At 60.8% G+C, this 22,805-nt stretch carries 18 protein-coding genes and 2 pseudogenes; 16 read left to right on the top strand and 4 right to left on the bottom strand.

Annotated elements, in window-relative coordinates; all coding sequences use genetic code 11:
- Position 1 precedes the first annotated feature (1 nt).
- From OMK73_RS08745 to gltS, 13 genes and pseudogenes are all read left to right on the top strand, one after another.
- On the top strand, positions 2-1,480 hold the full coding sequence (locus OMK73_RS08745) for an efflux transporter outer membrane subunit (RefSeq protein WP_267601674.1): 1,479 nt from the start codon (positions 2-4) through the stop codon (positions 1,478-1,480).
- Positions 1,477-2,742: a paraquat-inducible protein A gene (locus tag OMK73_RS08740; RefSeq protein WP_267601673.1), complete on the top strand. Its 1,266-nt coding sequence runs from the start codon at positions 1,477-1,479 to the stop codon at positions 2,740-2,742. Before OMK73_RS08745 ends, OMK73_RS08740 begins: the two co-directional genes overlap by 4 nt.
- Complete coding sequence (locus OMK73_RS08735) at positions 2,735-4,366, top strand: intermembrane transport protein PqiB (RefSeq protein ID WP_267601672.1); 1,632 nt, start codon at positions 2,735-2,737, stop codon at positions 4,364-4,366. The genes OMK73_RS08740 and OMK73_RS08735 overlap by 8 nt, the downstream gene beginning before the upstream one ends.
- Positions 4,366-4,956 carry a PqiC family protein gene (locus OMK73_RS08730; RefSeq protein WP_267602068.1) on the top strand — a complete coding sequence of 197 codons (591 nt, stop codon included), beginning with the start codon at positions 4,366-4,368 and terminating at the stop codon, positions 4,954-4,956. Before OMK73_RS08735 ends, OMK73_RS08730 begins: the two co-directional genes overlap by 1 nt.
- Before the next feature lie 49 nt (positions 4,957-5,005).
- Positions 5,006-5,257 carry a hypothetical protein gene (locus tag OMK73_RS08725; protein ID WP_267601671.1) on the top strand — a complete coding sequence of 84 codons (252 nt, stop codon included), beginning with the start codon at positions 5,006-5,008 and terminating at the stop codon, positions 5,255-5,257.
- 397 nt (positions 5,258-5,654) lie between these two features.
- Entirely contained in the window at positions 5,655-7,667 is a 2,013-nt protein-coding gene (locus OMK73_RS08720; protein ID WP_267601670.1) for a hypothetical protein, read from the top strand.
- On the top strand, positions 7,664-8,974 hold the full coding sequence (locus tag OMK73_RS08715; RefSeq protein ID WP_267601669.1) for a mechanosensitive ion channel domain-containing protein: 1,311 nt from the start codon (positions 7,664-7,666) through the stop codon (positions 8,972-8,974). Before OMK73_RS08720 ends, OMK73_RS08715 begins: the two co-directional genes overlap by 4 nt.
- A 240-nt stretch (positions 8,975-9,214) precedes the next feature.
- Positions 9,215-9,319, top strand: a pseudogene (locus OMK73_RS38975) (IS6 family transposase); the annotation flags it as partial.
- Positions 9,320-9,737: 418 nt separating this feature from the next.
- Positions 9,738-11,270 carry a sensor histidine kinase gene (locus tag OMK73_RS08705; RefSeq protein ID WP_267601667.1) on the top strand — a complete coding sequence of 511 codons (1,533 nt, stop codon included), beginning with the start codon at positions 9,738-9,740 and terminating at the stop codon, positions 11,268-11,270.
- Positions 11,267-11,887 (top strand): response regulator transcription factor, encoded by a 621-nt coding sequence (locus OMK73_RS08700; RefSeq protein WP_267601666.1) that lies wholly within the window; start codon positions 11,267-11,269, stop codon positions 11,885-11,887. Before OMK73_RS08705 ends, OMK73_RS08700 begins: the two co-directional genes overlap by 4 nt.
- A gap of 918 nt (positions 11,888-12,805) precedes the next feature.
- Entirely contained in the window at positions 12,806-13,558 is a 753-nt protein-coding gene (locus tag OMK73_RS08695; RefSeq protein ID WP_267601665.1) for a carbonic anhydrase family protein, read from the top strand.
- Positions 13,559-13,679: 121 nt separating this feature from the next.
- Positions 13,680-14,897 (top strand): Na+/H+ antiporter NhaA, encoded by a 1,218-nt coding sequence (gene nhaA / locus OMK73_RS08690; protein ID WP_267601664.1) that lies wholly within the window; start codon positions 13,680-13,682, stop codon positions 14,895-14,897.
- A gap of 54 nt (positions 14,898-14,951) precedes the next feature.
- On the top strand, positions 14,952-16,124 hold the full coding sequence (gene gltS, locus OMK73_RS08685) for a sodium/glutamate symporter (protein WP_420715509.1): 1,173 nt from the start codon (positions 14,952-14,954) through the stop codon (positions 16,122-16,124).
- Between the two features lie 221 nt (positions 16,125-16,345).
- On the opposite strand, the gene OMK73_RS08680 is transcribed toward gltS, so the two are convergent.
- The 3 genes from OMK73_RS08680 to OMK73_RS08670 form a co-directional block, all read right to left on the bottom strand.
- Positions 16,346-16,729 (bottom strand): hypothetical protein, encoded by a 384-nt coding sequence (locus OMK73_RS08680; RefSeq protein ID WP_267601662.1) that lies wholly within the window; start codon positions 16,727-16,729, stop codon positions 16,346-16,348.
- A gap of 453 nt (positions 16,730-17,182) precedes the next feature.
- On the bottom strand, positions 17,183-17,803 hold the full coding sequence (locus OMK73_RS08675; protein ID WP_267601661.1) for a hypothetical protein: 621 nt from the start codon (positions 17,801-17,803) through the stop codon (positions 17,183-17,185).
- Between the two features lie 337 nt (positions 17,804-18,140).
- Positions 18,141-19,238, bottom strand: a complete 1,098-nt coding sequence (locus tag OMK73_RS08670; RefSeq protein ID WP_267601660.1) for an IS5 family transposase — start codon at positions 19,236-19,238, stop codon at positions 18,141-18,143.
- A 494-nt stretch (positions 19,239-19,732) separates the two neighbouring features.
- Here OMK73_RS08670 and OMK73_RS08665 point away from each other — a divergent pair, with 494 nt between their 5' ends.
- Complete coding sequence (locus OMK73_RS08665) at positions 19,733-19,951, top strand: hypothetical protein (RefSeq protein WP_267601659.1); 219 nt, start codon at positions 19,733-19,735, stop codon at positions 19,949-19,951.
- A 213-nt stretch (positions 19,952-20,164) separates the two neighbouring features.
- A pseudogene (locus tag OMK73_RS08660) lies at positions 20,165-20,593 on the top strand (transposase); the annotation flags it as partial.
- 420 nt (positions 20,594-21,013) lie between these two features.
- Here OMK73_RS08660 and OMK73_RS08655 read toward each other — a convergent pair.
- A complete protein-coding gene (locus tag OMK73_RS08655; RefSeq protein ID WP_267602067.1) occupies positions 21,014-21,379 on the bottom strand; it encodes an EF-hand domain-containing protein in 366 nt (121 codons plus the stop codon).
- A 411-nt stretch (positions 21,380-21,790) separates the two neighbouring features.
- Between OMK73_RS08655 and OMK73_RS08650 the strand changes: the two genes are divergently transcribed.
- Positions 21,791-22,801 (top strand): IS5 family transposase, encoded by a 1,011-nt coding sequence (locus OMK73_RS08650; RefSeq protein WP_267602066.1) that lies wholly within the window; start codon positions 21,791-21,793, stop codon positions 22,799-22,801.
- Positions 22,802-22,805: the final 4 nt, after the last annotated feature.

Genomic DNA, 22,805 nt, shown 5'->3' with positions numbered 1-22,805 from the left:
CATGCGCACTTCGGCCTTCTCGCTAATTGCCGTGCTTACGCTTGGCGGGTGCCTGCTAGGGCCAAACTACCAGCGGCCCGCCGTCGATACTCCGCCCGCCTTCCGTTTCGCCGAGGCGGATGCAAAGGATCTCGCCAATACGGCGTGGTGGGTGCAGTTCGAGGATCCGGCGCTCAACGAGCTCATCGCTACGGCGCTGGCCGAGAACAAGGACGTGAAGATTGCGGCGGCCCGGGTCGAGCAGTTCCTGGGGCAGTTCGAGAGCACGCGCTCGCAGTTGTTCCCGCAGGTCGCCGCGGGCGTCAACGCGCAGCGTCGGCGCGTGCCGCTCGGGACGGCGCAATTGCCGGCCGGTGTCGGGCCGGTCGTCAACCAGTACCAGGCAGCGCTCTCGGCCTCTTGGGAATTCGATGTCTTCGGCAAACTCCGCCGTCAGACCGAAGCCGCACGGGCGAGCCTGCTGGCGAGCGAGGAGGGGCGGCGCGCGACGATCCTGACGCTGGTGGCAGCCGTGGCGTCATCGTATGTGAACCTGCTGTCGCTCGACCGGCAACTGGACATCGCCAGAGCCACCGTGGCAAGCCGGGAAGAGTCAGTGCACGTATTCCAGCTGCGGTATGGCGGCGGGGAAGTGTCTCAGATGGAACTGGCGCAGAGCCAGTCCGAATACGAGTCCTCGCTTGCGACGATTCCGCAGATCGAACTTCAGATTGCGCAGCAGGAGGACGCCCTATCCATCCTTCTGGGGCAAAACCCTCAACCGATCCCGCATGACCGCGGACTGGACGATCTGGTTTTGCCCTTGGTGCCGGCGGGGCTGCCATCCGAATTGCTCACACGCCGGCCCGACCTGCGGCAAGCCGAGCAGGACCTGGTCGCCGCCAATGCGCTGATTGGCGCGGCGCGCGCGCTCTACTTCCCGTCAATCTCGCTGACTGGCGTGTTCGGCACGGCGAGCAGCCAGTTTTCGTCACTCTTCACCGGCCCGGCCCGGTTGTGGTCGTACGCCGGCGCGGTGACGGCGCCGATCTTCACTGCGGGCAACATCAGCGGGCAGGTCATGCAGGCCGAGGCACAGCAGCAACAGGCGTTGTTCGCGTACCAGAAGGCGATCCAGGTGGCCTTCCAGGAGGTCGAGGATGCGTTGGTGTCGCTGCAGAAGACGCGCGAGAAGCTCGTTGTGCAGGGCCGCCAGGTGGAGGCGCTGCGGACCTACGCGCGGCTCGCACGGTTGCGCTATGAGGGCGGATACACGAGCTACATCGAAGTGCTGGACGCCGAGCGCAGTCTCTTCAATGCGCAACTGAGCTACGCGCAAGCGCAGGGGACGGTCTTTTCTTCGAGCGTGAATCTCTACAAGGCGATGGGTGGCGGCTGGGTGGTCGATGCGGAACGCATGACCTCGGTGGCGTATCCCGATGGCCGGACGTCCGCGCGACGGGACGATTCCGACTCCAACCCGAGCCAGCCACTGCCATGACGTCCGCGCGCCTGATCGCCTGCCACGAGTGTGATCTGCTGCAGCGCGAGGCCGCACTGCCAGCCGGTGGCATCGCGCGCTGCCGGCGCTGCGGCGCGGAACTCTATCGGAGCCGCCCGGAGAGCCTCGATCGTGCGCTCGCTTTTACGCTGGCGGCGATGGTGTTGTTCACCGTGGCGAATATGTTCCCGGTCGTGGGGTTGTCGGTGAAGGGCGATCTCGTTCAGAGCACGCTGTTCGGCGCGGTTCAAATACTGTATCGCGACGGCGCGTGGCCGCTCGCCGGTCTCGTGTTCGTCACCACGCTCATGATGCCGCTGCTGAGGATGGCGGCATTGGCATATATTCTATTGCCGCTGCGGCTGCACCGGGTGCCGCGCCGGCCCGACCTGGCGTTTCGCGTGCTGGATCTGGCGGCGCCGTGGGGCATGACCGAAGTCCTGATTCTCGGCATGCTGGTCGCCTTGGTCAAGCTCGCGCATATCGCCACGGTGGTGCCCGGTGTCGCACTGTGGGCGTTTGGGGCGGTGATGCTCCTGATCGCCGCCGCGTCCGCCGCGTTCGATCCCCGCGATGTGTGGGCTCGCATACGCGCGACATCGAAAGGAGATGGCGAAGGTGGCGGCCTGACCGTTGCGTCGGCGGCCACCGCCGCTCGCGCCGGCCTGCTCGTCTGCCATAGCTGCGGACTGTTGTCGAGACCGGCTCCGCATGCCCACGAGGGTAGCTGCCCGCGTTGCGGCGCGCACCTGCACTTTCGCAAGCCGGCCAGCATCGCGCGCACCTGGGCGTTTCTGATTGCGGCGATGATTCTGTATATCCCGGCCAATGTGCTGCCCGTGATGGACACTAGTTCGCTGTTCGGCGCGCAGGAAGACACGATCCTGAGCGGCGTGGCCTACCTCTGGACCTCGGGTTCCTGGCTGCTGGCGAGCGTGGTGTTCATCGCGAGTATCGCGGTCCCGATGCTCAAGATCATTGCGCTGGTGTTCCTCGTCGTTTCGGCCCAGTTTCGGTCGACGTGGCTGCTTGGAAATAGGACGCGCATCTATCGCCTGGTGGAACTGGTCGGGCGCTGGTCGATGCTCGATATCTACGTCATCACCTTTCTGGTTGCGCTCGTGCAGTTCAGTGCGCTCGCGACGATCAAGGCCGGTCCGGCCGCGATGGCGTTCGGCGCGGTGGTGGTGCTGACGATGTTCGCCGCGATGTCGTTCGACCCGCGTTTGATCTGGGACGCTGCGGAGAAAGATCATGGTTAGGCCTCCTGAACAAGGCGACGAGCCCGGTTCACCTGATTTCCCCGAGGCGGTCGCCACGGGGCGCTCGCGTTGGCGCCTGCAACTTGTCTGGCTGGTGCCGCTGGTTGCGGTGCTGATCGGTGGCTGGCTCGCGGTGCAGGCGATCCTGCAAAAGGGCCCGACCATCACCATCAGCTTCAAGACCGGCGAAGGTCTCGAGGCGGGCAAGACCAAGATCAAGTTCAAGGAGGTGGACATCGGCGTCGTCAAGAGTGTCACGCTGTCGAAGGATCGCCGGAGTGTCATTGCGAGCGCTGAACTCGCCAAGGAAGCCACGAGCATGCTGGTCGACGACACGCGCTTCTGGGTGGTACGGCCGCGCATTTCCGGCGGCACCATATCGGGCCTCGGCACGCTGCTGTCCGGCTCGTATATTGGCGCCGATGTTGGCACCCAGGCCAAGGCGCGGCGCGACTTCGTCGGCCTCGAGACCCCACCTGTTTTCGCCAAGGATGTCCCTGGGCGGGAGTTCGTGCTGAAGAGCGAAGACATGGGCTCGCTCGACATCGGTACGCCCATCTTCTTCAGGCGCTTGCAGGTCGGGCAGGTGTCCTCCTACACCATCGACGCCGATGGAAATGGTGTCACGTTGCACGTCTTCATCAACGCACCCTACGACAAGTATGTGCATGCCGACACGCGCTTTTGGCACGCAAGCGGTGTTGACTTGGCGCTCGACACGAACGGCGTGAAGGTCGATACCCAATCGCTGGTTGCCATCCTGGTTGGTGGCCTCGCGTTCCAGTCGCCACCGGATTCCCCAGGTGGGCCGCCAGCCGAAGCCAATGCCGAATTCCCATTGTTCCACGACCGCGTAGAGGCGATGAAACGACACGACAGTATCGTTGATACCTACGTGCTGTACTTCAAAGAATCGGTGAGAGGGCTGGCAGTCGGTGCGCCGATCGATTTTCGCGGCATCGTGGTGGGTGAGGTGACGGCGATTTATACGCGTTTCGATCCAGTCAAAAAGGAGTTCGGCATTCCGGTCGAAGTGCACCTCTTTCCAGAGCGCTTCACATCTCGATACGAGTCGAGCGCTAAGCGCGGCGGCAGACTGACGGCGAACCCCAAGGAGCTTACCCAGTGGCTTGTCGAACATGGCTTCCGCGCCCAGTTGAGAACCGGTAACCTGCTGACCGGCCAGCTCTACGTCGCGCTGGATTTCTTCCCAGCGGCTCCCAAAGTCATCATCGACTGGAACGCGAGTCCGCCTGAAATCCCGACCGTTCCAGGCGGCCTGCAGTCGCTGCAGGACTCGGTCACCAGTCTGGTTGCCAAGCTCAACAAGGTGCCGTTTGAGGGCATCGGCAAGGATGTCCGCCAGACTCTGCAAGAGGCGGATGCGCTGCTCAAGACGCTCAGTACCGAAGTGGCGCCGGACGCGAGTGCCGCGATGGTTGCGGCGCGCGCTGCACTTGACTCGGCCAACAGTGCTATGCAGCCCAACTCGGCGTTGACGCAGAGTACCGCCGACACCATGCGCGAATTGTCACGCACGGCTGCTTCGTTCCGTGCGCTGGCGGACTATCTCGAGCGCCATCCTGAAGCGCTGCTTCGCGGCAAGGCGGAGGACAAAAAGTGATGCACTTATCCCTTACGATCGCTGCGGTACTTGGGGTTGCGTTTCTCGGCGGCTGTGCGAATTCGCCTCAGGCAGCGTTCTATACCTTGAGTCCCGAGCGCCCACACGAGCGCTTGGAGGCCGGCGCGCCGCCCGCCATCGCGATTGGCCCCGTGGCGGTGCCGGAAATTGTCGACCGCCCGCAATTGGTATTGCGGGTCAACGAGACGCAGGTAAGGATCGACGAGTTCGCCCGCTGGGCCGAGCCGCTGAAGAAGCAGATACCGAGTGTGATCGCCGCCGATCTTGCGCAGCTCCTTCCGGGTGCGCTCATTTCCAGCTATCCGCAATTGGCGGATCAGGCAACGGCGTACCAGGTGTCGGTTGACGTCCAGAGCTTCGAGTCTGCACCGGGCGATGCGGCGGCTGTCTCGGTGTTGTGGTCGGTGCGGCCGCCGCCGAAGCTGGGCGCACTCGTGAGCGGCCGGAGCGTCGTGCACGAGCCCGCCGGCGCGCCCGGCTATGACGCGCTGGTCGCCGCGCACAGCCGGGCGCTCGCGATCGTCAGCCACGATATCGCAGCCGCGATCCGCTCGGCAAGTCGGCCGTGACACTGTGCCAATGGGATTGGCTGCCTGCATGCAGGGATGGGTATGACGAATGATCGCCGTCAAGGCAAATGCCATCACGGCTGGTTCGTGTCGGACACGCCACTCGCGGCGCACAATGATCGTTGCAGACGTGATCGGCGTCGATCGCAAGCATGGGCTGTTGAAGGTAAAGGACCCACAAGGCAACGTGGTCGAAGCGCGCGTGCGACATCCGGAATTGCTCGACAGCGTGAAAGAGGGCGACCAGTTGACGCTCGAATATACAGAGGCAGTCGCCCTGTCGGTCACGCGCGGCCCTTGAAGCGTCGGCCTGAGTCGCGGGCCCATGCAGCGCCGCCCGTCCGCAGGAATTCCGTTGCCCGAGCTCGGGCGTTAGCGACCGATCAGCTGCATAGGTACCTAGGCTTTTTTAAAAGACGGAGACGCGACGCTGCGCAGATGTCGCCAGGCGTCAATGGTCGTGCGGGCAGCGGCGCTTTCTAACCCAAAAGGCGAACATCGATGAGTAGCTCGACGCGCCGGCTAGGCTTCGCTCTCAACGCTATGTTGGACAAAGCGATGGCGTGCTGCGGGAAGTCAATCCCATGCAAAGCCCATCTGGTTGGTCCCCTGACCATTGGGCGACTGTTGCTGGTCGGAGCAGCCGTGACGGCTGTGGTGGCGCAGGGGAGCCTCCCAGCGTTCAGTCGAACGCTGCCTTGAGCGTCGAACAGGTGCGGCGCACGGCACGGGAAGCAGAGGCCCGCAAGGACGTCGATGTGCCGACCAAGGCACGCATAGCGGAGCTGTCCCGCGCGGCGCTCGCGGATCTGGAGCGTGTTCCCGAGCTGCGTGCCCAGGCGGAGAACTATCGTCAGTTGATGCGGGATGCACCGGACCAGATCCGTGACCTGGAGCGGACGCTGGAAACACTGCGCTCTGAGTTAGACCAGGTGGATTCCGGCTCTTCGAGCTCGGGCCGGCCGCTCAATGAGCTGGAGCAGGCGCTGGCCCAGACCGAGACTCGCCAGGCGGCGGCGCGCGCCGCCCTCGCGGTGCTCGACCTCGAAATCGAACGCGTTGACACGGAGCCCGCGGAGTTGCGCAACACGCAGCGGGACGCGCTAGCCGTTCTGGAGCGGTTGCGCGAAGAGATCCAGACGGCTGCGGGTGCGTCACGTCAGACTCTGCTCGCACAGACGGAGTTACAGGCGAGGCGGGCTACTCTACTTGTTCGTGAAGCTGAGGCTGAAGTCTTGCGCAACCGCATCGATGCACAACCTGTGTTGGCCCGTCTGACGCAACTTCGACAGGAAGGTATTCGGGCGCAATTGCAGCGCGGCGATGCTGACCTGAAGCGATTGGCGGCTCTGGTCGATCAGCGTCGGGTAGACGACGCACGGCGGGCCGAGGACGCCGCCGCCGAGCGCCAACGGCAGTTGGTGGGCCGCAGTCCCGCCTTGAGTCGGTTGGCGGCAGCCAATGTCCAAAGCTCTGCCCAGCTTGCCCAGACGGCGAAGGAAATCGAGTCGTTACGGCAAGCTCGCGATCAGCGCGCGGCGGAGGCGGAGAACCTGGCGGTCGATTTTCAGCGCGCGCGCCTCCGCCTGGAGCGCGGCAAGCTCACAGAATCACTGGCTCGGGTACTCGCGGAGCGCGGTGCCGCGCTGCCGGAAGCGGAGCAGTTCCGTCGCGCGCGCGGCGAACGGGCGCAGGCCGCCGAGTCGATTGCTACGGCTGCTTTCCAGGTCGAGCGCGAGCAACGTCGGCTTGCCAACCCGGACCAGGAGCTTGACACTGGCACGCGCAATGAGGCTTCGAGCACGCGCCCTGCGGAGTTGGCGACCCTGCGCGACGAGGCTAGAGTCTTGATTGCGGACCGCAAGGAACTGCTCGATCGGCTATCGACCTTGCAGCGTACCTACCTGAACGCGCTGGACGAACTCGTCACTGCTGAGGACCAGCTCCTGAGCACGGCGCAAGATTATCGCAGCCTGATCGACAAGGCGCTGTTCTGGGTGCCTGTCGCTCCCCTGTCCGGACGGTCCTTCCGTGATTTGCCGCGGACGCTGCTGTGGCTGGCCTCACCAAAGGGCTGGCGCGAAGTTGGCGATACTATCGAGGCCCAGGCGCAGCAACGCTCGCTACGAGGGCTGGTCCTGTCTGGCGTGGTGCTCGCCATCCTGGCTTCGCGAAAGCGTCTTCTTGCGCGCCTGCAGCGCCTGGCCGAGCGCAAGGATCCTGCAGGCGATCGCAACGTCGCCACCACTGTGCAGGCCCTTGGGACAGCGCTGCTCGTCGTCGTGCCGCTGCCGCTAGCGATCTGGACGATCGGTAACCTGATCGTCGCCTCGTCGACGGCTTCGGAATTTGCTCATGCCGTCGGTGAAGCACTCAGCCTCACCGCGTGGGGGGTACTCGTAGGGATGTTCTTCTCGCGGCTGTTTCGGCCCGGTGGCATTGCCGAACTGCAATTCGGACGCGACGCCCGGTCGGTGCGTGTGTTGCGACGCGCAACACGCGTGTTCACGTTCCTCGTGGTGCCGCTTGGCTTCATCAACCTGGTCGCATCCCAGTACGATGACCCCATAGTGCGGGCCTCGCTGGGGCGGCTAACCCATATGCTGGCCCTTATCGTATGCGCCGGAGTGATCGGCGTGACCTTCCGGCCGGGGGCCGAGTTCTCACGCGGTATTTCGGTCCCAGGGCAGAGGGCCGGGGCATGGTCATGAAGTATGCCATCTATATGTTCGCGTGTGTGGTGCCGCTTGCACTCGCGGTGCTGTCGGCTGTTGGCTACTACCATGCGGCGCAGGTCTTCGGCCGGCTCACGCTGATCAGCTGCCTGACTGCGGCAGCGATCGCCCTGTTCCATACGTTGGGAGCGCGGTGGTTGCGCGATCAGCGCGACGACCTTGAGCGGAAGCAAGGCATGGATCGAGAAGTAGGAGTCCTCATCGATGGAGTGCGCAAGAACCTGGACCGACCCGACCTCGCATCGATCGGAGCCCAGGCGACGCAGTTGTTGCGCGCCTTGTCCGCCATCCTGCTGGTGGTTGGTGTGCTGGTGGTCTGGCGCGGCGCATTGCCAGGTCTGAGCCTGCTGAACGAGATTTCTCTCTGGACCTATGCCGATGTCGAGGAGGGGCAAACGGTCGAGCGCGCCGTAACCGTCGGGGGCGTCATGCTCGCCCTGGCGATAGGATCTGTCGCAGTCATTGCGGTCAAAAACATCGGGGGCTTCCTTGAAATCGCGTTTCCGGAGCGGGGGCGGCTCTCAGGAGGCAGCCGCTATGCGATCAAGGCCGTGGCCCGCTACGTCATTGTGGGTGGGGCGGTGATGACGGTGTTCAGTGTGCTGGGTGGCAGTTGGTCCCGGATTCAGTGGCTGGTCGCGGCCATGGGCGTAGGCCTCGGGTTCGGCCTGCAGGAGATCTTCGCAAATTTCGTCTCCGGTTTGATCATATTGTTCGAGCGGCCGATCCGCATCGGCGATACCGTGACTGTGGGAGACCTGACCGGCGTCGTGACCCGTGTGCAGGCGCGTGCCACGACAGTGACCGACTTCGATCGCAAGGAGGTGGTGATACCGAACAAGGCCGTCATCACGGAGCGAGTCATCAACTGGACTCTGAGTGATCCTATTACGCGGGTCGCGCTGAAGGTTGGCGTCGCCTATGGATCCGACACCGCGGCTACCTGCGAATTGATCTTGAAAGCAGTACGTTCAGTGACCTACGTCCTCGCGGACCCCGCCCCCAGCGTATTCTTCCTCGCTTTCGGCGACAGTTCCCTCGATTTGGAGGCGCGTTTCTTCGTCGCGGGTGTGAATCAACGAGTTCCTGCCACCCACGATGTGCTCACGGCGATCGAACGTGAGTTACGGCAAGCGGGAATTGAAATTCCGTTCCCGCAGCGCGATGTTCATCTCAAGTCCGCATTCCCGGCGCCTACGGCGCACGACGCGGTGCAGTGGAGAGAGAACGCTGCTTCCGCGGGCGCTACAGCCTCCGGCAAATCAATGAGCCACAAACCTTAGTGAGGTATTGTGATCTTACGATCTCAATGGATTTGCCCGCAAGACGGGAAGCCCCTTGGCGCGGTCAGGGATGAGCCACCGGATGCCCGCGGGGGCAGGGGCCCGGGCGCCGAGATAATTTAGGGCGTCCTTGCGGCGTCACGGACTGCGGGCGCCTCGCTTTACCCTTGCCAGACGTCACTGTAAGGTGCTGCGCCACGCAAAAACCAGCAGCGCGTTATAAGTAGCGGCCGACAACCGGTAGGCGTCACGTGGCACCTTGATGAGGTCTTCGTCACACGGCCTGGCGAGCCTTATGTGCTGCGGCGGGAGGTCAATCACCATGATGTCGAACTCGATACTCTGCCGGCATTGCTCCCGTTTGCACTAATGTGATAGCGGCATCGAGACTAATGCCTTTTACAAAGGCGATTTCAGTGACTAGACTTTTTTTGCTTATATGGAGTTTTCCAGCCCAGTGGCGGTGGCTACCGGTGATGCTTGACTCGCCCCAGCGCGCTACGGAAAGGCAGTACTCGCACGCAGGGTTGGAGTTCCTTTGTGACGCCGGGGACGCCATACACTAAGAATTCAAAGACAAACATAGGGATGGGTTCGATTCATGCCCAGCGTAGATATGCGGTGGCGAACGCCTCGTCGTGAAGGTACGTCCACCTTACTCGACCGCATACACGTTGAATTGCTCTTCTGCTCGCCGGCGTCGTTCGGCCGACGGCACCAGGTTCGTGCAGGCCGCGCGAACTGCTTGCAGGAACACGGCGCCATGACCATCGTTCAAGCTGCCGTAGTCGTGGAGGCTGCGCTCATTGCACTGCTGCTATTGCTGCAGTTTAGGCGCCCGCGCGCCGGCCGGGCGTCAGCAACAAGCAAGGCGCCTGCAAATGCGAGCATCGAATCGTCAAAGCTGGTGCACGGGCATTTCGGCTTTTCGCGCGCCAGTGCCGCCGACGCGACAAGCGCGCACCATTCTGATGCATGTCCAGAACAGCCATCCTCCGGCGAGTTGAGTGGTCCTCGCCAATCCTTGCGACAGAGTTGGGGAGCCGTTCGCGCAAGGCTCGCGATGATTTTCGCCCAGCGCATCCGTCGAGTTGCCTCGCGCCGTGGGGCGCAGGACGGTCGCGAGGAACCCTGGGTCAATATGCCGGATCGACCCCGCGAAACAGCACGACAACTGCAGCGCGATGAGCAATTGCGCTGCACGCTGGAGTTGTTGCCATTCGCCATTCTGGTGTCGAATCAGCATCGCCAGATCGTGTTGGCCAATACGGGAACGGAAAAGCTGTTTGGCTATGGTCAAGATGAGTTGATTGGCGCATCTGCCGACATGCTGATTCCGGGATTGCCAGGATATCTCAATGCCGCTCAGCAAGCTGACGCCTTTGTCCTGCCGCCGTTTCGGGCAGTGGACGGCGCATGCGACCAGTTCGCGCGACGCAAGGACGGCACGGAGTTCCCAGCAGAGATCACCACTAATCACGTCTCGTCCGACGGGGAGTTGCGGACGCTGACGGTTGTCATAGATCGGACCGAGCGACACGAACTGCGGCGTAACAGGCTGGAGCTTGCTCATCTGACGCGCGTCTCGACGCTGGGCGAGTTGGTGGGTTCGCTAGCACACGAGTTGAATCAGCCGCTCACAGCGATTTTGAGCAACGCCCAGGCAGCCCAACGCTTCATGGCGACGCAGCCGATCGACCTTGTTGAAGTGCGCGAGATATTGCAAGACCTGGTCCAAGACAACCATCGTGCGAGCGAAGTGATCAGGAGGATTCGTGCGCTCGTCAAAAAAGGCGAACTCGAGGCCGCGCCCCTCGATCTTGCCGCTGTCATCGACAATGTCGTGCTGCTGGTGCACAGTGACGCGATCGTGCGCGGAATCCGCGTTCTCCTGAACATTGCACCCAATCTTCCGCCTGTTCTTGGCGACAGTGTGCAGCTACAGCAGGTCGTGCTGAATTTACTGCTCAACGCGTTCGACGCGATGGAGCCCCGCTCGATGCACGATCGCGTGGTCGTGGTTAGCGCTACGCTCGAAAGCACGGGCCTGGTTCGCGTCGCGGTACGCGATCGCGGACCAGGTCTGACTAGCGACCAGCTCAACAAGCTTTTCAAGCCTTTCTGTACGTCAAAGCGCGACGGGCTCGGCCTCGGACTGTCGATTAGCCGCTCCATTGTGGAAATGCACGGCGGGCGCATCTGGGCGGAGAACAATATGGACAAAGGCGCCTCCTTCTATTTCACGTTGCCCACAGAAGCCGCAACGGGGCCCACTTACTCGCGGCAGCCGACATGAACCAGTCGGCGCCAATCGTCTTCGTGGTCGATGATGACGACGCAGTCCGTCGGGCGTTGACCCGGTTAATCCACTCCGCAGGCTACCGCGTCGAAGGGTTCGGATCGGCGCGCGAGTTCCTCGAATGCGGTTCGTCCGAGGACTGCACCGCCTGTCTGGTGCTCGACGTGCGCCTCCCCGATCTCAACGGACTGGAGTTGCAGCGTAAGTTGAACGGAGCGGGCAGGGCGCTGTCGATCATCTTCATCACCGGGCACGGCGACATCCCGATGACCGTCAGCGCGATGAAAGCGGGTGCAACGGACTTTCTGGTGAAACCGGTCTGCGAAACCGATCTGCTGCGGGCAATAGAGACCGCGCTGGGGCACGCTTCGAGAGCGCTCGCGAGCCGAATCGAACTCGACTCGATTCGTGACCATCTTGCCCGCCTCACCCCGCGTGAGCGGCAAGTGCTGGGGCTGGTCGTCGCCGGCCGCCTGAACAAGCAGGTGGCTTGCGAACTGGGTACCGCCGAAAAGACCATAAAAGTCCACCGTGCCCGCGTGATGGAGAAGATGGAAGCGCATTCGTTGGCCGAGCTCGTGCGCATCACCGATAAAGCCGGCATCACGCGCTGAGCGTGGTCATTACCCCAGTTCAGAAAAATATTCCAAGCGCCGATCCATTCCCGAAAGAGACTTCGCACCCGGAGGCGATCACGCAAAGCATCAATAAGGAACGGGCGTAATGCCAGCAGACCCGTACCGAGTAATCGGTAAAGAGATTTGCAATAGTAGTGCCCGTCCAACCGGAGTAAGCCCGAGCAAGGCCGTCCTTGACGTGGACGCCGGTGGCCGTCAGCAGAGCAAGGGAGCGGAGTCCGTGCATTGGCCAACGGGGCTGGCCAGCGGATCCGCGTTTATATCAAATTTAATGGAATGGTTGGCTTACTTGTAACCACGAGGCATATGATAGCGGATTCCACATTGGCGTCACCCCTACTGGACGACCAAGGCAGGGCCTGCGGCGTCCGCCAGCCGGTGGAAATCGGGACTCACAACTTCGCTCACGAGGGCGGCGACATCGCCAACCTCGCTATCGCCATAGGTAAAGACCTGTGCAGAGATTGCGGGACGGCAGGCAACCAGGCGGCCGCGCCATTTCCGCGGTCAAAACGCAGGTAGCGCACCCATAGGCACGCGTGCAGGCTCTCACCAAAAGGACTGGCGCTTCGTGTCGGAGGTGGAAAATGCCAACAACGAGGTGCGCCTCTCGCGGCGCCGTCAGATGAAGTAATCGGAGTCAGGTGTCAATGGTTTTCGCTGCACGTGCCTGGCGCTGGCGGACCTCCCTCTATGGGACCAAAGTCCCATGGCCTGAGAGCCTCAATGCAAATACCATGTGTTTAGGGCTATTCCATGCTGCGGCGCAGGTGGCTTGGCGATCTGCTGCCGCCTATCAGGGAGCGGGCGCGAGGAGAATCGCCCCATGATGCACGACAGCATCCGTGATGCCGATAACAATGATGTTCTTGGGGGTTGTTTAAGGAGAATGTTGTGCACAAGAAAACTGACTGTTGTCCGGCGGAGTCCTCCAAGAGCGTTGGAAGACGGACCGTACTGAAGACTGCGCTGAGCGTCGCTGCCGTTGGGCTGGCGGGAAGCATGTGGGGCGTTGAATCAGCTTACGCGGCGGCGCTATCGAAGTCTGAGCGAGACAAGTTGACACCGGACCAGATTATCGAGAACCTTAAGCAAGGAAATAGACGTTTCCGTTTGGGCAAGATGCTGCCCCACGATTATTTGGCGCAAAAAAGAGCTACTGCCGGCGGGCAGTATCCGGCGGCAGTGATCTTGAGTTGCATTGACTCCCGGGCTCCGGCCGAGATTATCCTGGATACGAGAATTGGAGATACTTTTAACGCGCGTATCGCGGGCAATATCGCCAATGAGGATCTCATTGGAAGTCTGGAGTTTGCCTGTGCGGCGGCCGGCGCTAAAGTTATTTTGGTTATGGGGCACACCGGATGCGGGGCAATCAAGGGCGCCATTGATCACGTTGAACTGGGAAACCTGACTGGTCTCCTGGTCAAGATCAGACCGGCTGTGGATGAAACGCAATACGCTGGTGACAGAAGCAGTAAGAATGATGAATTTGTCGATGCGGTGGCGAAAACCAATGTTCGACGCACGATCGATGCAATACGAAATGGCAGTAACGTACTGGCCCCGATGGAGAAGAATGGAAAAGTAAAAATTGTTGGAGCGATGTACCACTTAGACGGTGGGGTTGTCGAATTCCTGGTCTGAAAAGGGAGGTGGCGCATGCGCTTGCCCTGCGTGAGCGCCCGCCGAGACAGTTCCATGCCACTAATGCCGGCCGGGAAATCCAGATACCTTCAAGAGTTGATGTGCAGACAAGAGAACGGGCATGGTGATCAGCAACGCGATCCGCAAGGCGACCGATGGTATCTCCGACTTCCTCAGACTGGAATCGGCGGGCGGTTTGCTGCTCGTGGCCGCAGCAGCCCTCGCACTGATCTGCAGCAACTCGCCGCTTCGACACGCGTACGACGATCTGCTGAAGATCCCTGTGGAAGTGCGCTTTGGAGCGTTCGCCCTCGCGAAGCCGCTTCTACTGTGGATCAACGACGGTTTGATGGCCGTCTTCTTCCTCCTCATCGGACTGGAGGTCAAGCGCGAGGTGATTGAAGGTGAACTGTCCACTCCCGCACAGGTCGTGCTGCCTGTCGTCGCCGGGTTGGGTGGAATGGTAGTACCTGCTCTCATTTACCTCCTTCTTAACTACGGAAATGGCGCGACCTTGAACGGCTGGGCCATTCCCACGGCCACTGATATAGCATTTGCGCTCGGCATTCTTTCCCTGCTCGGCAACCGGGTGCCGGTGTCGCTGAAGATATTCCTAACCGCAGTGGCGATTGCCGATGATTTGAGCGCAATCGTCATCATCGCGCTGTTTTATACAGCCGAACTTTCCATCTCGATGCTACTTTTCGCGGCCGTGGCGATCGCGGTGCTGATCGCCTTGAACCTGCTGAAAATCACGCGAATCGCGCCATACGTGATTGTCGGCGTGATTTTGTGGGTATTCGTTCTGAAGTCCGGCGTTCACGCAACGCTGGCAGGAGTAGCAGTCGCTTTCGCCGTGCCGTTGAAGGCGACGGACGCGCAAGGCCACGCTCCCCTGCACCAGCTTGAACACAGCCTCCACCCTTGGGTGGCCTTCGGCGTCTTGCCCATTTTCGCTTTCGCCAATGCCGGCGTCTCGTTCGCTGGCGTGACGCTTACAGCGCTGGCAGAGCCACTGCCACTTGGCATCGCCGCGGGTCTTTTCATTGGGAAGCTCGTCGGCGTCTGCGGGGCGAGCGCCGTGCTGGTTCGGCTCGGTCTGGCCAAGCTTCCAGAGGGCGCAAGCTGGCCCCAACTAGTTGGCGTCGCCGCACTGTGTGGTGTCGGCTTCACCATGAGTCTGTTCATCGGCTCCCTCGCTTTCGAAGGCCCCGAATATTTCACGCCCCTCCGGTTGGGGGTGATCGTGGGTTCAACGCTATCGGGCGTTACCGGTTATCTGTTTCTCAGGTTCGCGTCGGGTCATTCCAGCAAAACCCCATCGCACGGGGATAACTGATCGATCTGACAACTGGAGAAGAACGTGGTGCGCCTCGACACGCTGGAAACGCTGATGGCCGCTTCGCTGGTTCTTCTGCTCGGGCGGCAGATCCTTGCCCGGACACCCATCTTGCGAACTTACACCATCCCCGAACCGGTTGTCGGCGGCCTACTGGTAGCGCTGCTGGTTTTTGCGTTACGCAGTACCTTACAAATCGACGTGCGTTTCGATACGGCGCTGCAAGCGCCGCTGATGCTCTCTTTCTTTGCCACCATCGGTCTTAACGCAGATCTGGCAAGTCTGAAAGCTGGCGGGCGTTCGTTGATTGTCTTTCTCGGTGCCGTGGTCGGCTTGCTCGTGATGCAGGATGCGCTCGGGATCGGCCTCGCCTGGGCGTTGGGACAGGAGCGCATTCTCGGCCTGCTCGGGGCGTCGGTAACCCTCTCAGGCGGCCACGGCACCGGTGCAGCCTGGGCCAAGGTGTTCGCCGAGCATCACGGGCTCCAAGCGGCGACGGAGATTGCGATTGCCTGCGCCACGTTCGGCTTAATACTCGGGGGATTGATCGGCGGCCCTGTCGCGCGTTTCCTAATCACGCACTATGCCCTTGTTCCCAACCCGGAACCCGATGTCGCAAGCACAACCGGTTTCGAGCAACCCAAAGCGGTTCGCCCGATCACGGCGGACGCCGTCATCGAAACAGTGGCGCTGATTGCCGTTTGTCTCGCTGTCGGCTCGGCCCTCGGATCCTGGTTGACTGGCACAGCATTCGAGCTACCCGCATTCGTGTGTGTCTTGTTCGTCGGCGTCGTTCTGCGCAACGGGCTCGCCGTGCCCGGCTGGTATCAGGTCTCGGAACTTGCAGTGTCGCTGCTCGGCAATGTAAGCCTCGGACTCTTTCTCGCGATCGCCCTGATGAGCCTACGCTTAGGGGATCTGGCCTCGCTTGCGCTGCCGCTTCTCGCAATCCTGGTGGTGCAGGCGATTGCTATGGCTGGCTACGCCACTTTCGTCACCTTCCGGGTCATGGGGCGCAACTATGACGCGGCGGTGCTAGCCGCCGGGCACTGTGGTTTCGGCCTCGGGGCCACGCCGACTGCGATCGCCAACATGCAAGCCATTACGGAACGGTTCGGCCCCTCCCATCTGGCCTTTCTGGTGGTGCCGATGGTGGGAGCGTTTTTTATCGACATTGCAAACGCAATCGTCATCAAATTGTTCCTGTTGCTGCCGATTTACGGATAAGACCTCGCATCGAAAGTACCTACTATCCATGCGAATTCTGGCGCTTCAGTCTTGTAACCTATTGATTTCATGGTAACTGCCTGATCCGCCTCCACTGTCCGTACTCAAAGTCAGAGAGCTCTACTGGAAGCAGGTTGTCTAAACGCGACGAACGCCAGTTTTCGGAAGGATAGTACGAATACCCCATGAACCGCAGGTTCGCAACCCAATCGGTTCAACCCCTATAGCGGCGCACTGGGAGGCAATACACTCCATCCTGAAACACCACTCGATGTCGTCCTGCGTTGACTACTGAGGACACCGTTCTCGTCGAACTCGAAAAGGACCGTCGACGATCGGATCTCACCTCCGGAAAACAGCGGACCAATGAATGGGATAAAGCTCTCAGGGTGAGGCTTGGAGGTCGCGAACGAATAAATCAGTATCGTTGATCCGTTTCTGAGCGTCGCCTGGGATGTGGGAGTCCCAAGCTGCGCGGTAACGTCGTCAAGGGTAGAGAAACCGAGCATGAAGTTCGACAACTGCTCCGGTTTCACGTCGACGCCGGTCGATACACAGGCAACCAACATGATGCAAATCACAACAAGTGCGTGAACACGCTTCATGTCGACACCGCCGTACTTTTTGTGCCGTGACTGAGAACGTGCTGATGGCCATGATGCCAGCCTAGCCGCGCGATGCGTCCGGCACGCCGTTCACAAAGGATACAACTTTGCTGTACGCCTCGCTGAGGCACCCGGTGGGCTTCCGCCCACCGACCTGGCTTCGGCGGCTTTTCCCGTAAACTAGGGAGTGTCTTCTATCGGTACGCGCTGCGCGTTGGGCCACGGCCGCTTCGTGGCTGCCTCCGTTTCCGCCTCCACGACTCCGCTCCAAAGGGTTGGTTCGCCGCCCTTTGGCGAGGCGGTGGAAGTTGTTCCTACAAGGCGACTGAACTGTTGAAGGAAAAGCAGGCGCGGTGGCAATCCATGCGCCGGATCCGGACGTCCCCGGCGTTTGTCGCGAAAAAGGCCAAGTCCGGCGGCTGCGCTCCGAAGCGACCCCTGCGTTGCGCAGGCTCACTTCTTGGGCGCGGGCTCCACTGCCACGGCCATCGCCTCGGTATAGACCGCCCGGACCTGGTCCCCCTTCTTGATATTCTTCAACTGGTCCGGGTCCTTCACTTTCAAGTCGACCGTATTGCCTTTCGGACCGCGCAGCGTGACGAGATGCTTTTTCGTGTCCACCGCGACAACGTTTGCAACAATCGTCACTACGTTGGCCACGGCTGCGCCCGGCTTCGCACCGGCGAGAGTGCGGGCCGTCGCCTCGCGTTCGGTACGTTCTGTAATATCGCTGCCGCCCTTCATGAGTTCCAGCGTAAGGGCCTCCTTGTACTCGACGACGACCTCGTCGCCCACTTTGACCTGGTCGAAGTTTCGCGCCTCTTCGCCCACCACAAGATTGAACACCCGGCCTTTCGGCCCCTTCAATGTGACGGTCCGGCTCGCCCGATCGATGCCCATGACGGTTGCCGTCACTTTCGTTGTCTCGGAAAACTCGGCCTTACCGGGCGCAGTTGTGGCCTGGCCCGTGGTTTGCGGCGCCTGCTGCGCGATCACCGACTGCGCAAGCAAGGCCAGGATGGCAACGACCAGCAAGAACGGAATCGCAAGAATGAGACGAAGGTTCTTGATCATGATGCGTGCTCCATTCAGAAAATGTCGACACGGTGCAAAGCGCATTCCCGCCTAACGCTCTTCCCGGCTCAAAACTATATAGTGATATCCGGGTCCCAATAGAACAATTGGACTTTGGTCCAATAGCCGCTCCCTAGTCGCTCGATGCTGCTTTGCGGGCCTCACCGCTGGCGAGACAGGCGCTCGCCTAACAGGCTGCTGAAGTACTACCCGCACAAGCGGCAAGACTTCCCGCTCTATGGTTGATGTGCCGCCTATTTTTCACAATCCGGAAGCTGCGCGTCAATTCATCGATTTTTTGATGATTTGGCGCCCGTTTCTGGCCTCATTACCGCGATTACTGCAACTGCGGACGGATTTCTCCCAGCGAGCGCATGCGCACCAAGTTGTACGCGGCCACGCTCAACACAAACATCTGGTCAACTTTCTTCAGTCCGCGCACCATCACTTGACGCATGCGCCCCACGGTCTTGGCCCAGCCAAAGCCTTGTTCGATCAGCTTGCGCTTTTGCTGCGAAATGGCATAACCCCCGCTGCAGGCGATCTCATCCGGAACCGCCGAGCGTCGCCCGGAGGTGTTTTGCGCCACGTGGGGCGTGACCCTCATCTCAAGGCAAGCCTCAATGAACTCGGCCGCGTCATACCCCTTGTCCGCACCCACGGTGACTTCCACGTTCGCATCGTCGACCACCTGCCGGGCGTCGTTGACCATGACCTTGGCGGCTTCGCGCTCTGCATGCCCATCAGCAGTTGTCACCAGCGCGCTGACCACCAGGCCGTGGCGGTTGTCGCTCAGGGTATGGCCCATGTAGCGCAACTCACTGGCGGTTTTGCCTTTGCGATAGAGCCGGGCATCGGGGTCGGTCTTGGACTGGAGCGTTTCGTTGCTGCGCTTGCGACCTTTGAAGTTGCCACCATCATTGGCTTCGTCCTCGCCGTCTTTGCGCACAAAGCTCTTGTGGCCGGCCCAAGCCTGAATGAGTGTGCCGTCCACGCTGAAGTGTTCGTCGGAAAGCCAGTCCTTCTTTTGCGCGATGGCCAGTACTTCGTTGAAGAATTCGATCACTGCATCGTGCTTGATCAGGCGTTCGCGGTTCTTGGTGAATACGCTGGGCACCCAGACTGCATCGTCCATTGCCAGGCCAATGAACCAGCGAAACAGCAAGTTGTAGTGCGTCTGCTCCATGAGCTGACGTTCGGAGCGAACGCTGTAGAGCACCTGCAGCAGCATGGCCCGCAACAACTTCTCAGGCGCGATACTGGGTCGACCGCCCTTGATATCGGCCTCGTACATCCCGGCGAACAGCCCATCCATCTTCGCCAGCGCCTGATTGTCCATGGTGCGGATCGAGCGCAGCGGGTGAGACTTCGGTAAAAAATCCTCGAGCCGCCGCATGATGAACAGGCTTTCGGTGAAGGTGTCGGCGCCGCGCATGAAACGTCGTAGGGTGTGGGGCTCTCAGATCAACGCTTCAGCCACTCGAAGCGCTGACTTCGGTCGGAGGTATTTCAGCGGCCTGCTAAGCGATCGAATGGGACCAAGGTCCAATTGCCTGAGCACCGCACTCGGTTATTTGTTAACTGGGGAACGTTACATCCTACCGCGCCAGGATCAAGTATTGCTTGCTTCGATACGACGGCTCTCACGCCGTCATGGCGCGCGGTCTCGCTTGGCCCGACCCTTCCCGTTGTCGCCCGGCCGATCGGCGATGATCATCGCCTGCCATAACACATTCCCGATGTTGTCAAGCGGCTGCCTAGTATCGATCCAGCGCGTAGTGCAGTCAGTCAGCCGGTAGGCCTCAGCAGACGGTTACAAGTATCACATTCGACCCTTTCACGGCGCCTCGGTGCCTTTGAATGGAACGTATAGGGGAATTAAGGTATGGCAACTTGAAATATTGAAGCCAATGTATCCCTCGCGAGCGAATGGCGCTTCAAACTCGGGATCTGTATTTTCACCTTTCTGCTGGTGATCTGTATTGCGGTGATGGGCAAGGCCGGCTTTTCGTCTTCGCCTATGCGAAGGGGCTGGTCCCCAGCGACACTGTTGGCCCCACCCGCTACGCAATCGGGCTGGTGATGTTCTGCCTGCCGCTCGTCTCGGCAATGCTGGAGCCCTATGTCGATCAGTTCTGGCCGGGCTGAGGCCTAACATCTGGCAGTTCCAGGCGCTCGGCGATCTCATGCTGAGCGCGAGCTTTTTCGTGCTCGGCGGGGAGCCTCGCGAGGCTTTTTCCCGCAGCCGGCGACGTACGGCGCTGTCCAACTAGTGTTCGGCGCCCGCCTGCAGCCCATGTGCGACGCGGCCGTCTGCGAGTGCGGCACTGTCCTGGCTTGCGCCGGCTACGCGACGGGTAGAGCACGGGCGTATGGGATCACCTGCACGAAATCTTGCTGGCAAAGTTGCGCGCAGCCGATCGAATCGATCTATCTCGCGTCATCATCGACTCCTCTTCAACTCGAGCACTGAGGCGGCCCACATTCAGGACGGAACCCCACCGATCGCGCGGACCCCGGTTCCAAGCACCACGTCGCCACCGATGCAACGGCACGCCGATCGCAGTCATCCTGACTGGCGCGAACCGCAATATCATTACCCAACTCCTACGGCTGATCGAAGCGATCGCCGCTATCCGCGGATGTCGAGATTGCCCTCTGTGCAAACCAGGTCGGCTTTATGCTGATCACGCCTACGACCACGACAAATATCGTCGCCCGCTTCATGCCGCTGGCATCCCGATCTCAATCGCTCGGCGTGGCCAGTCCCACGGCAGCGGACTTGGCAAGTCCGTTAGGTCGTACTGTGGCCCGCCTCGTGCGGACCATCCCTTTTCCGCAGCAATACGCGCTAATAGGCGCCTCATTGTCAATGAGCTACCCGTTACACAAAGGTGTTGATGGATAGTGTGGCCGGCGTCACAAACAAGCCAGTCCCCTCAGGGGGCAAACCGTCCCATCAATCAATCTGTTGAGATCCGAGCCGGCCTGAGCAGCAGGTTGGCTTGTTGCATTGATGCCCTAATCATGCCCGGGCTGAGCGCGCCACGCGCCCAGATCTCGCCCGCTCCCATCGCACGTGTCGGGACGGTCAACACGCCCAGCCACGATTCAACGCCCTGAACGCCGGATCCATTCGCAGATCGGAGCGTCGGACGCTCCAGTCCGGATCCGGGGCGGCTTCGGGCGTCATACCAGAGGGGCAAGAACTCAGTTCCAAACGGGATTCTCCTTCTGCATCTGTTCCTTGGTCTTCGCCTGCCAGTACGCACCGATTTGACGTTCTGTTACGTAACCCCGCTTCCTGGCATCGATCTGGTCAAAGCGCTTGTACACCTCCGGCATACCCGCCTTGGCTTCTTCGCGGGTCAGTTTCCCGTCATGGTCGACGTCGGCCGCCTTGAAACGCTCGGCAATCAGGGCCTTAGCTTCGGCGGCGGTCGACGGCATTTTCGGAATCTGGGTTGATTCTGCTCCTTGTTGGGCTTTCGATTCCTGCATCTGCTGCGCGCTCGCACCGGTAAAAGCGAGCGCCATCGCAACTAAGCCAACTGCAGACAGTCTACGCACGGTCATTTCCCTCTCCTCGAGCATTTTTGGTTCCACATCGTCTTCTTGCGAAAAATTCTTCGCCAAATGAAAATCTCCTGCATGCCAATCCTCACAGGGGAATTTAGGCAGTCAAGCCCCGCTTACCAACACCTTTGTGTAACGGGTAGGTCAATGAGGGGGGTGCTTTTTCCATCTACATGAAGGTGTCGAAGTGGGCGAGCGCAGGCGTCGATGGCGCGATTATGGCGGCGCAGAGGAGTGTGGTGCGGTGTCATGAATGCAGTCATGGGTGGGACGTTGGAGAAGATCGTGGAAGGTTGGAAGAGGTTGGAAGAGGTTGGAAAAGGCTAGGGAAATGCTGATCAATTCAGCCACAGGTCATCCGGCGGAAAGCGTGGCGCGTTGAAGGTGAAGGCATGGAAAACAAAGACAAGGATGAAACAAACGAGCTTTGCCGATGTTGAGTTCGCGAAGAAGAAGCGCGTGACACGGCGCGAGAAGTTTCTCGGGGAGATGGATCGGATCGTGCCGTGGGCACGGTGGACCGCGTTGATTGAGCCGCTGTATCCGCCGAGCGGCCGTGTTGGGCGGCAGCCGATTGGCGTGGAGAGGATGTTGCGGATGTACTGTCTGCAACAGTGGTTCAGTCTCAGTGATGAAGCCGTGGAAGACGCCCTCTACGACAGCCAGGCGTTGCGTCAATTCGTGGGGGTGGATCTGCCGCAAGAGTCGGCGCCCGATGCGACCACGCTGCTCAAGTTTCGCCGGTTGCTCGAGAAGCACGCGTTGACTGCCGCGATGTTCGATGAGGTCAAGGCCGTGCTCAGTGAGCGGGGGCTGCTGATGCGAGAGGGCACGATGGTCGATGCCACGCTGATCGCGGCACCGAGTTCGACCAAGAATAAAGGCAAGTCGCGTGATCCGGAGATGCACCAGACGAAGAAGGGAAACGAGTGGCATTTTGGGATGAAGGCGCACGTTGGCGCCGACGCCGACTCGGGACTGGTGCACAGCTTGCACACGACGGCGGCGAACGAAAGCGATATCGCTCACACCCATCACCTGCTGCATGGCGAGGAAAGCCAAGTGCATCTTGATGCGGGTTACACGGGTGTGGAGCGCAGGGATGAGATCAAACAAGCCCAAGGGCAAGGGACGATCCGCGCTGACATAAACTGGCACGTAGCGGCAAAGCGCAGCAAGATTGAAAAGATGCCGGCAGGTCGGTGGAAGGACCTGACGAAGGCAGTGGAACGCAAGAAGGCCCAGATTCGGGCGCGGGTGGAACATCCCTTTCACGTGGTGAAGAACTTGTTTGGTCACAAGAAGACCCGCTACAAGGGCTTGGCCAAGAACACGGCACAGATGTTCAGCCTGTTTGGTCTGGCAAATCTGGTGATCGCCAAAAAGCCGTTACTGGCGTTTCAGGGGGGCAATCCGTCTTGAGTAC

Source organism: Cupriavidus sp. D39, assembly GCF_026627925.1.
Classification (GTDB): Bacteria; Pseudomonadota; Gammaproteobacteria; order Burkholderiales; family Burkholderiaceae; genus Cupriavidus; species Cupriavidus ulmosensis.
The sequence above is the reverse complement of the archived record's forward strand: the minus strand, read 5'-3'. Positions and strand labels throughout refer to the sequence as shown.

Bases quoted from the DNA above. Each gene is read 5' to 3' on its own strand.
- OMK73_RS08680 (WP_267601662.1), bottom strand. From the start codon at position 16,729: ATGAAGCGTGTTCACGCACTTGTTGTGATTTGCATCATGTTGGTTGCC.
- OMK73_RS08670 (WP_267601660.1), bottom strand. From the start codon at position 19,238: ATGCGCGGCGCCGACACCTTCACCGAAAGCCTGTTCATCATGCGGCGG.
- OMK73_RS08655 (WP_267602067.1), bottom strand. From the start codon at position 21,379: ATGACCGTGCGTAGACTGTCTGCAGTTGGCTTAGTTGCGATGGCGCTC.
- OMK73_RS08665 (WP_267601659.1), top strand. From the start codon at position 19,733: ATGGCGCTTCAAACTCGGGATCTGTATTTTCACCTTTCTGCTGGTGAT.
- OMK73_RS08715 (WP_267601669.1), top strand. From the start codon at position 7,664: ATGAAGTATGCCATCTATATGTTCGCGTGTGTGGTGCCGCTTGCACTC.
- nhaA (WP_267601664.1), top strand. From the start codon at position 13,680: ATGGTGATCAGCAACGCGATCCGCAAGGCGACCGATGGTATCTCCGAC.
- OMK73_RS08705 (WP_267601667.1), top strand. From the start codon at position 9,738: ATGACCATCGTTCAAGCTGCCGTAGTCGTGGAGGCTGCGCTCATTGCA.
- OMK73_RS08745 (WP_267601674.1), top strand. From the start codon at position 2: ATGCGCACTTCGGCCTTCTCGCTAATTGCCGTGCTTACGCTTGGCGGG.
- OMK73_RS08740 (WP_267601673.1), top strand. From the start codon at position 1,477: ATGACGTCCGCGCGCCTGATCGCCTGCCACGAGTGTGATCTGCTGCAG.
- gltS (WP_420715509.1), top strand. From the start codon at position 14,952: ATGGCCGCTTCGCTGGTTCTTCTGCTCGGGCGGCAGATCCTTGCCCGG.
- OMK73_RS08725 (WP_267601671.1), top strand. From the start codon at position 5,006: ATGATCGCCGTCAAGGCAAATGCCATCACGGCTGGTTCGTGTCGGACA.
- OMK73_RS08675 (WP_267601661.1), bottom strand. From the start codon at position 17,803: ATGATCAAGAACCTTCGTCTCATTCTTGCGATTCCGTTCTTGCTGGTC.
- OMK73_RS08730 (WP_267602068.1), top strand. From the start codon at position 4,366: ATGCACTTATCCCTTACGATCGCTGCGGTACTTGGGGTTGCGTTTCTC.
- OMK73_RS08735 (WP_267601672.1), top strand. From the start codon at position 2,735: ATGGTTAGGCCTCCTGAACAAGGCGACGAGCCCGGTTCACCTGATTTC.
- OMK73_RS08650 (WP_267602066.1), top strand. From the start codon at position 21,791: ATGAAACAAACGAGCTTTGCCGATGTTGAGTTCGCGAAGAAGAAGCGC.
- OMK73_RS08700 (WP_267601666.1), top strand. From the start codon at position 11,267: ATGAACCAGTCGGCGCCAATCGTCTTCGTGGTCGATGATGACGACGCA.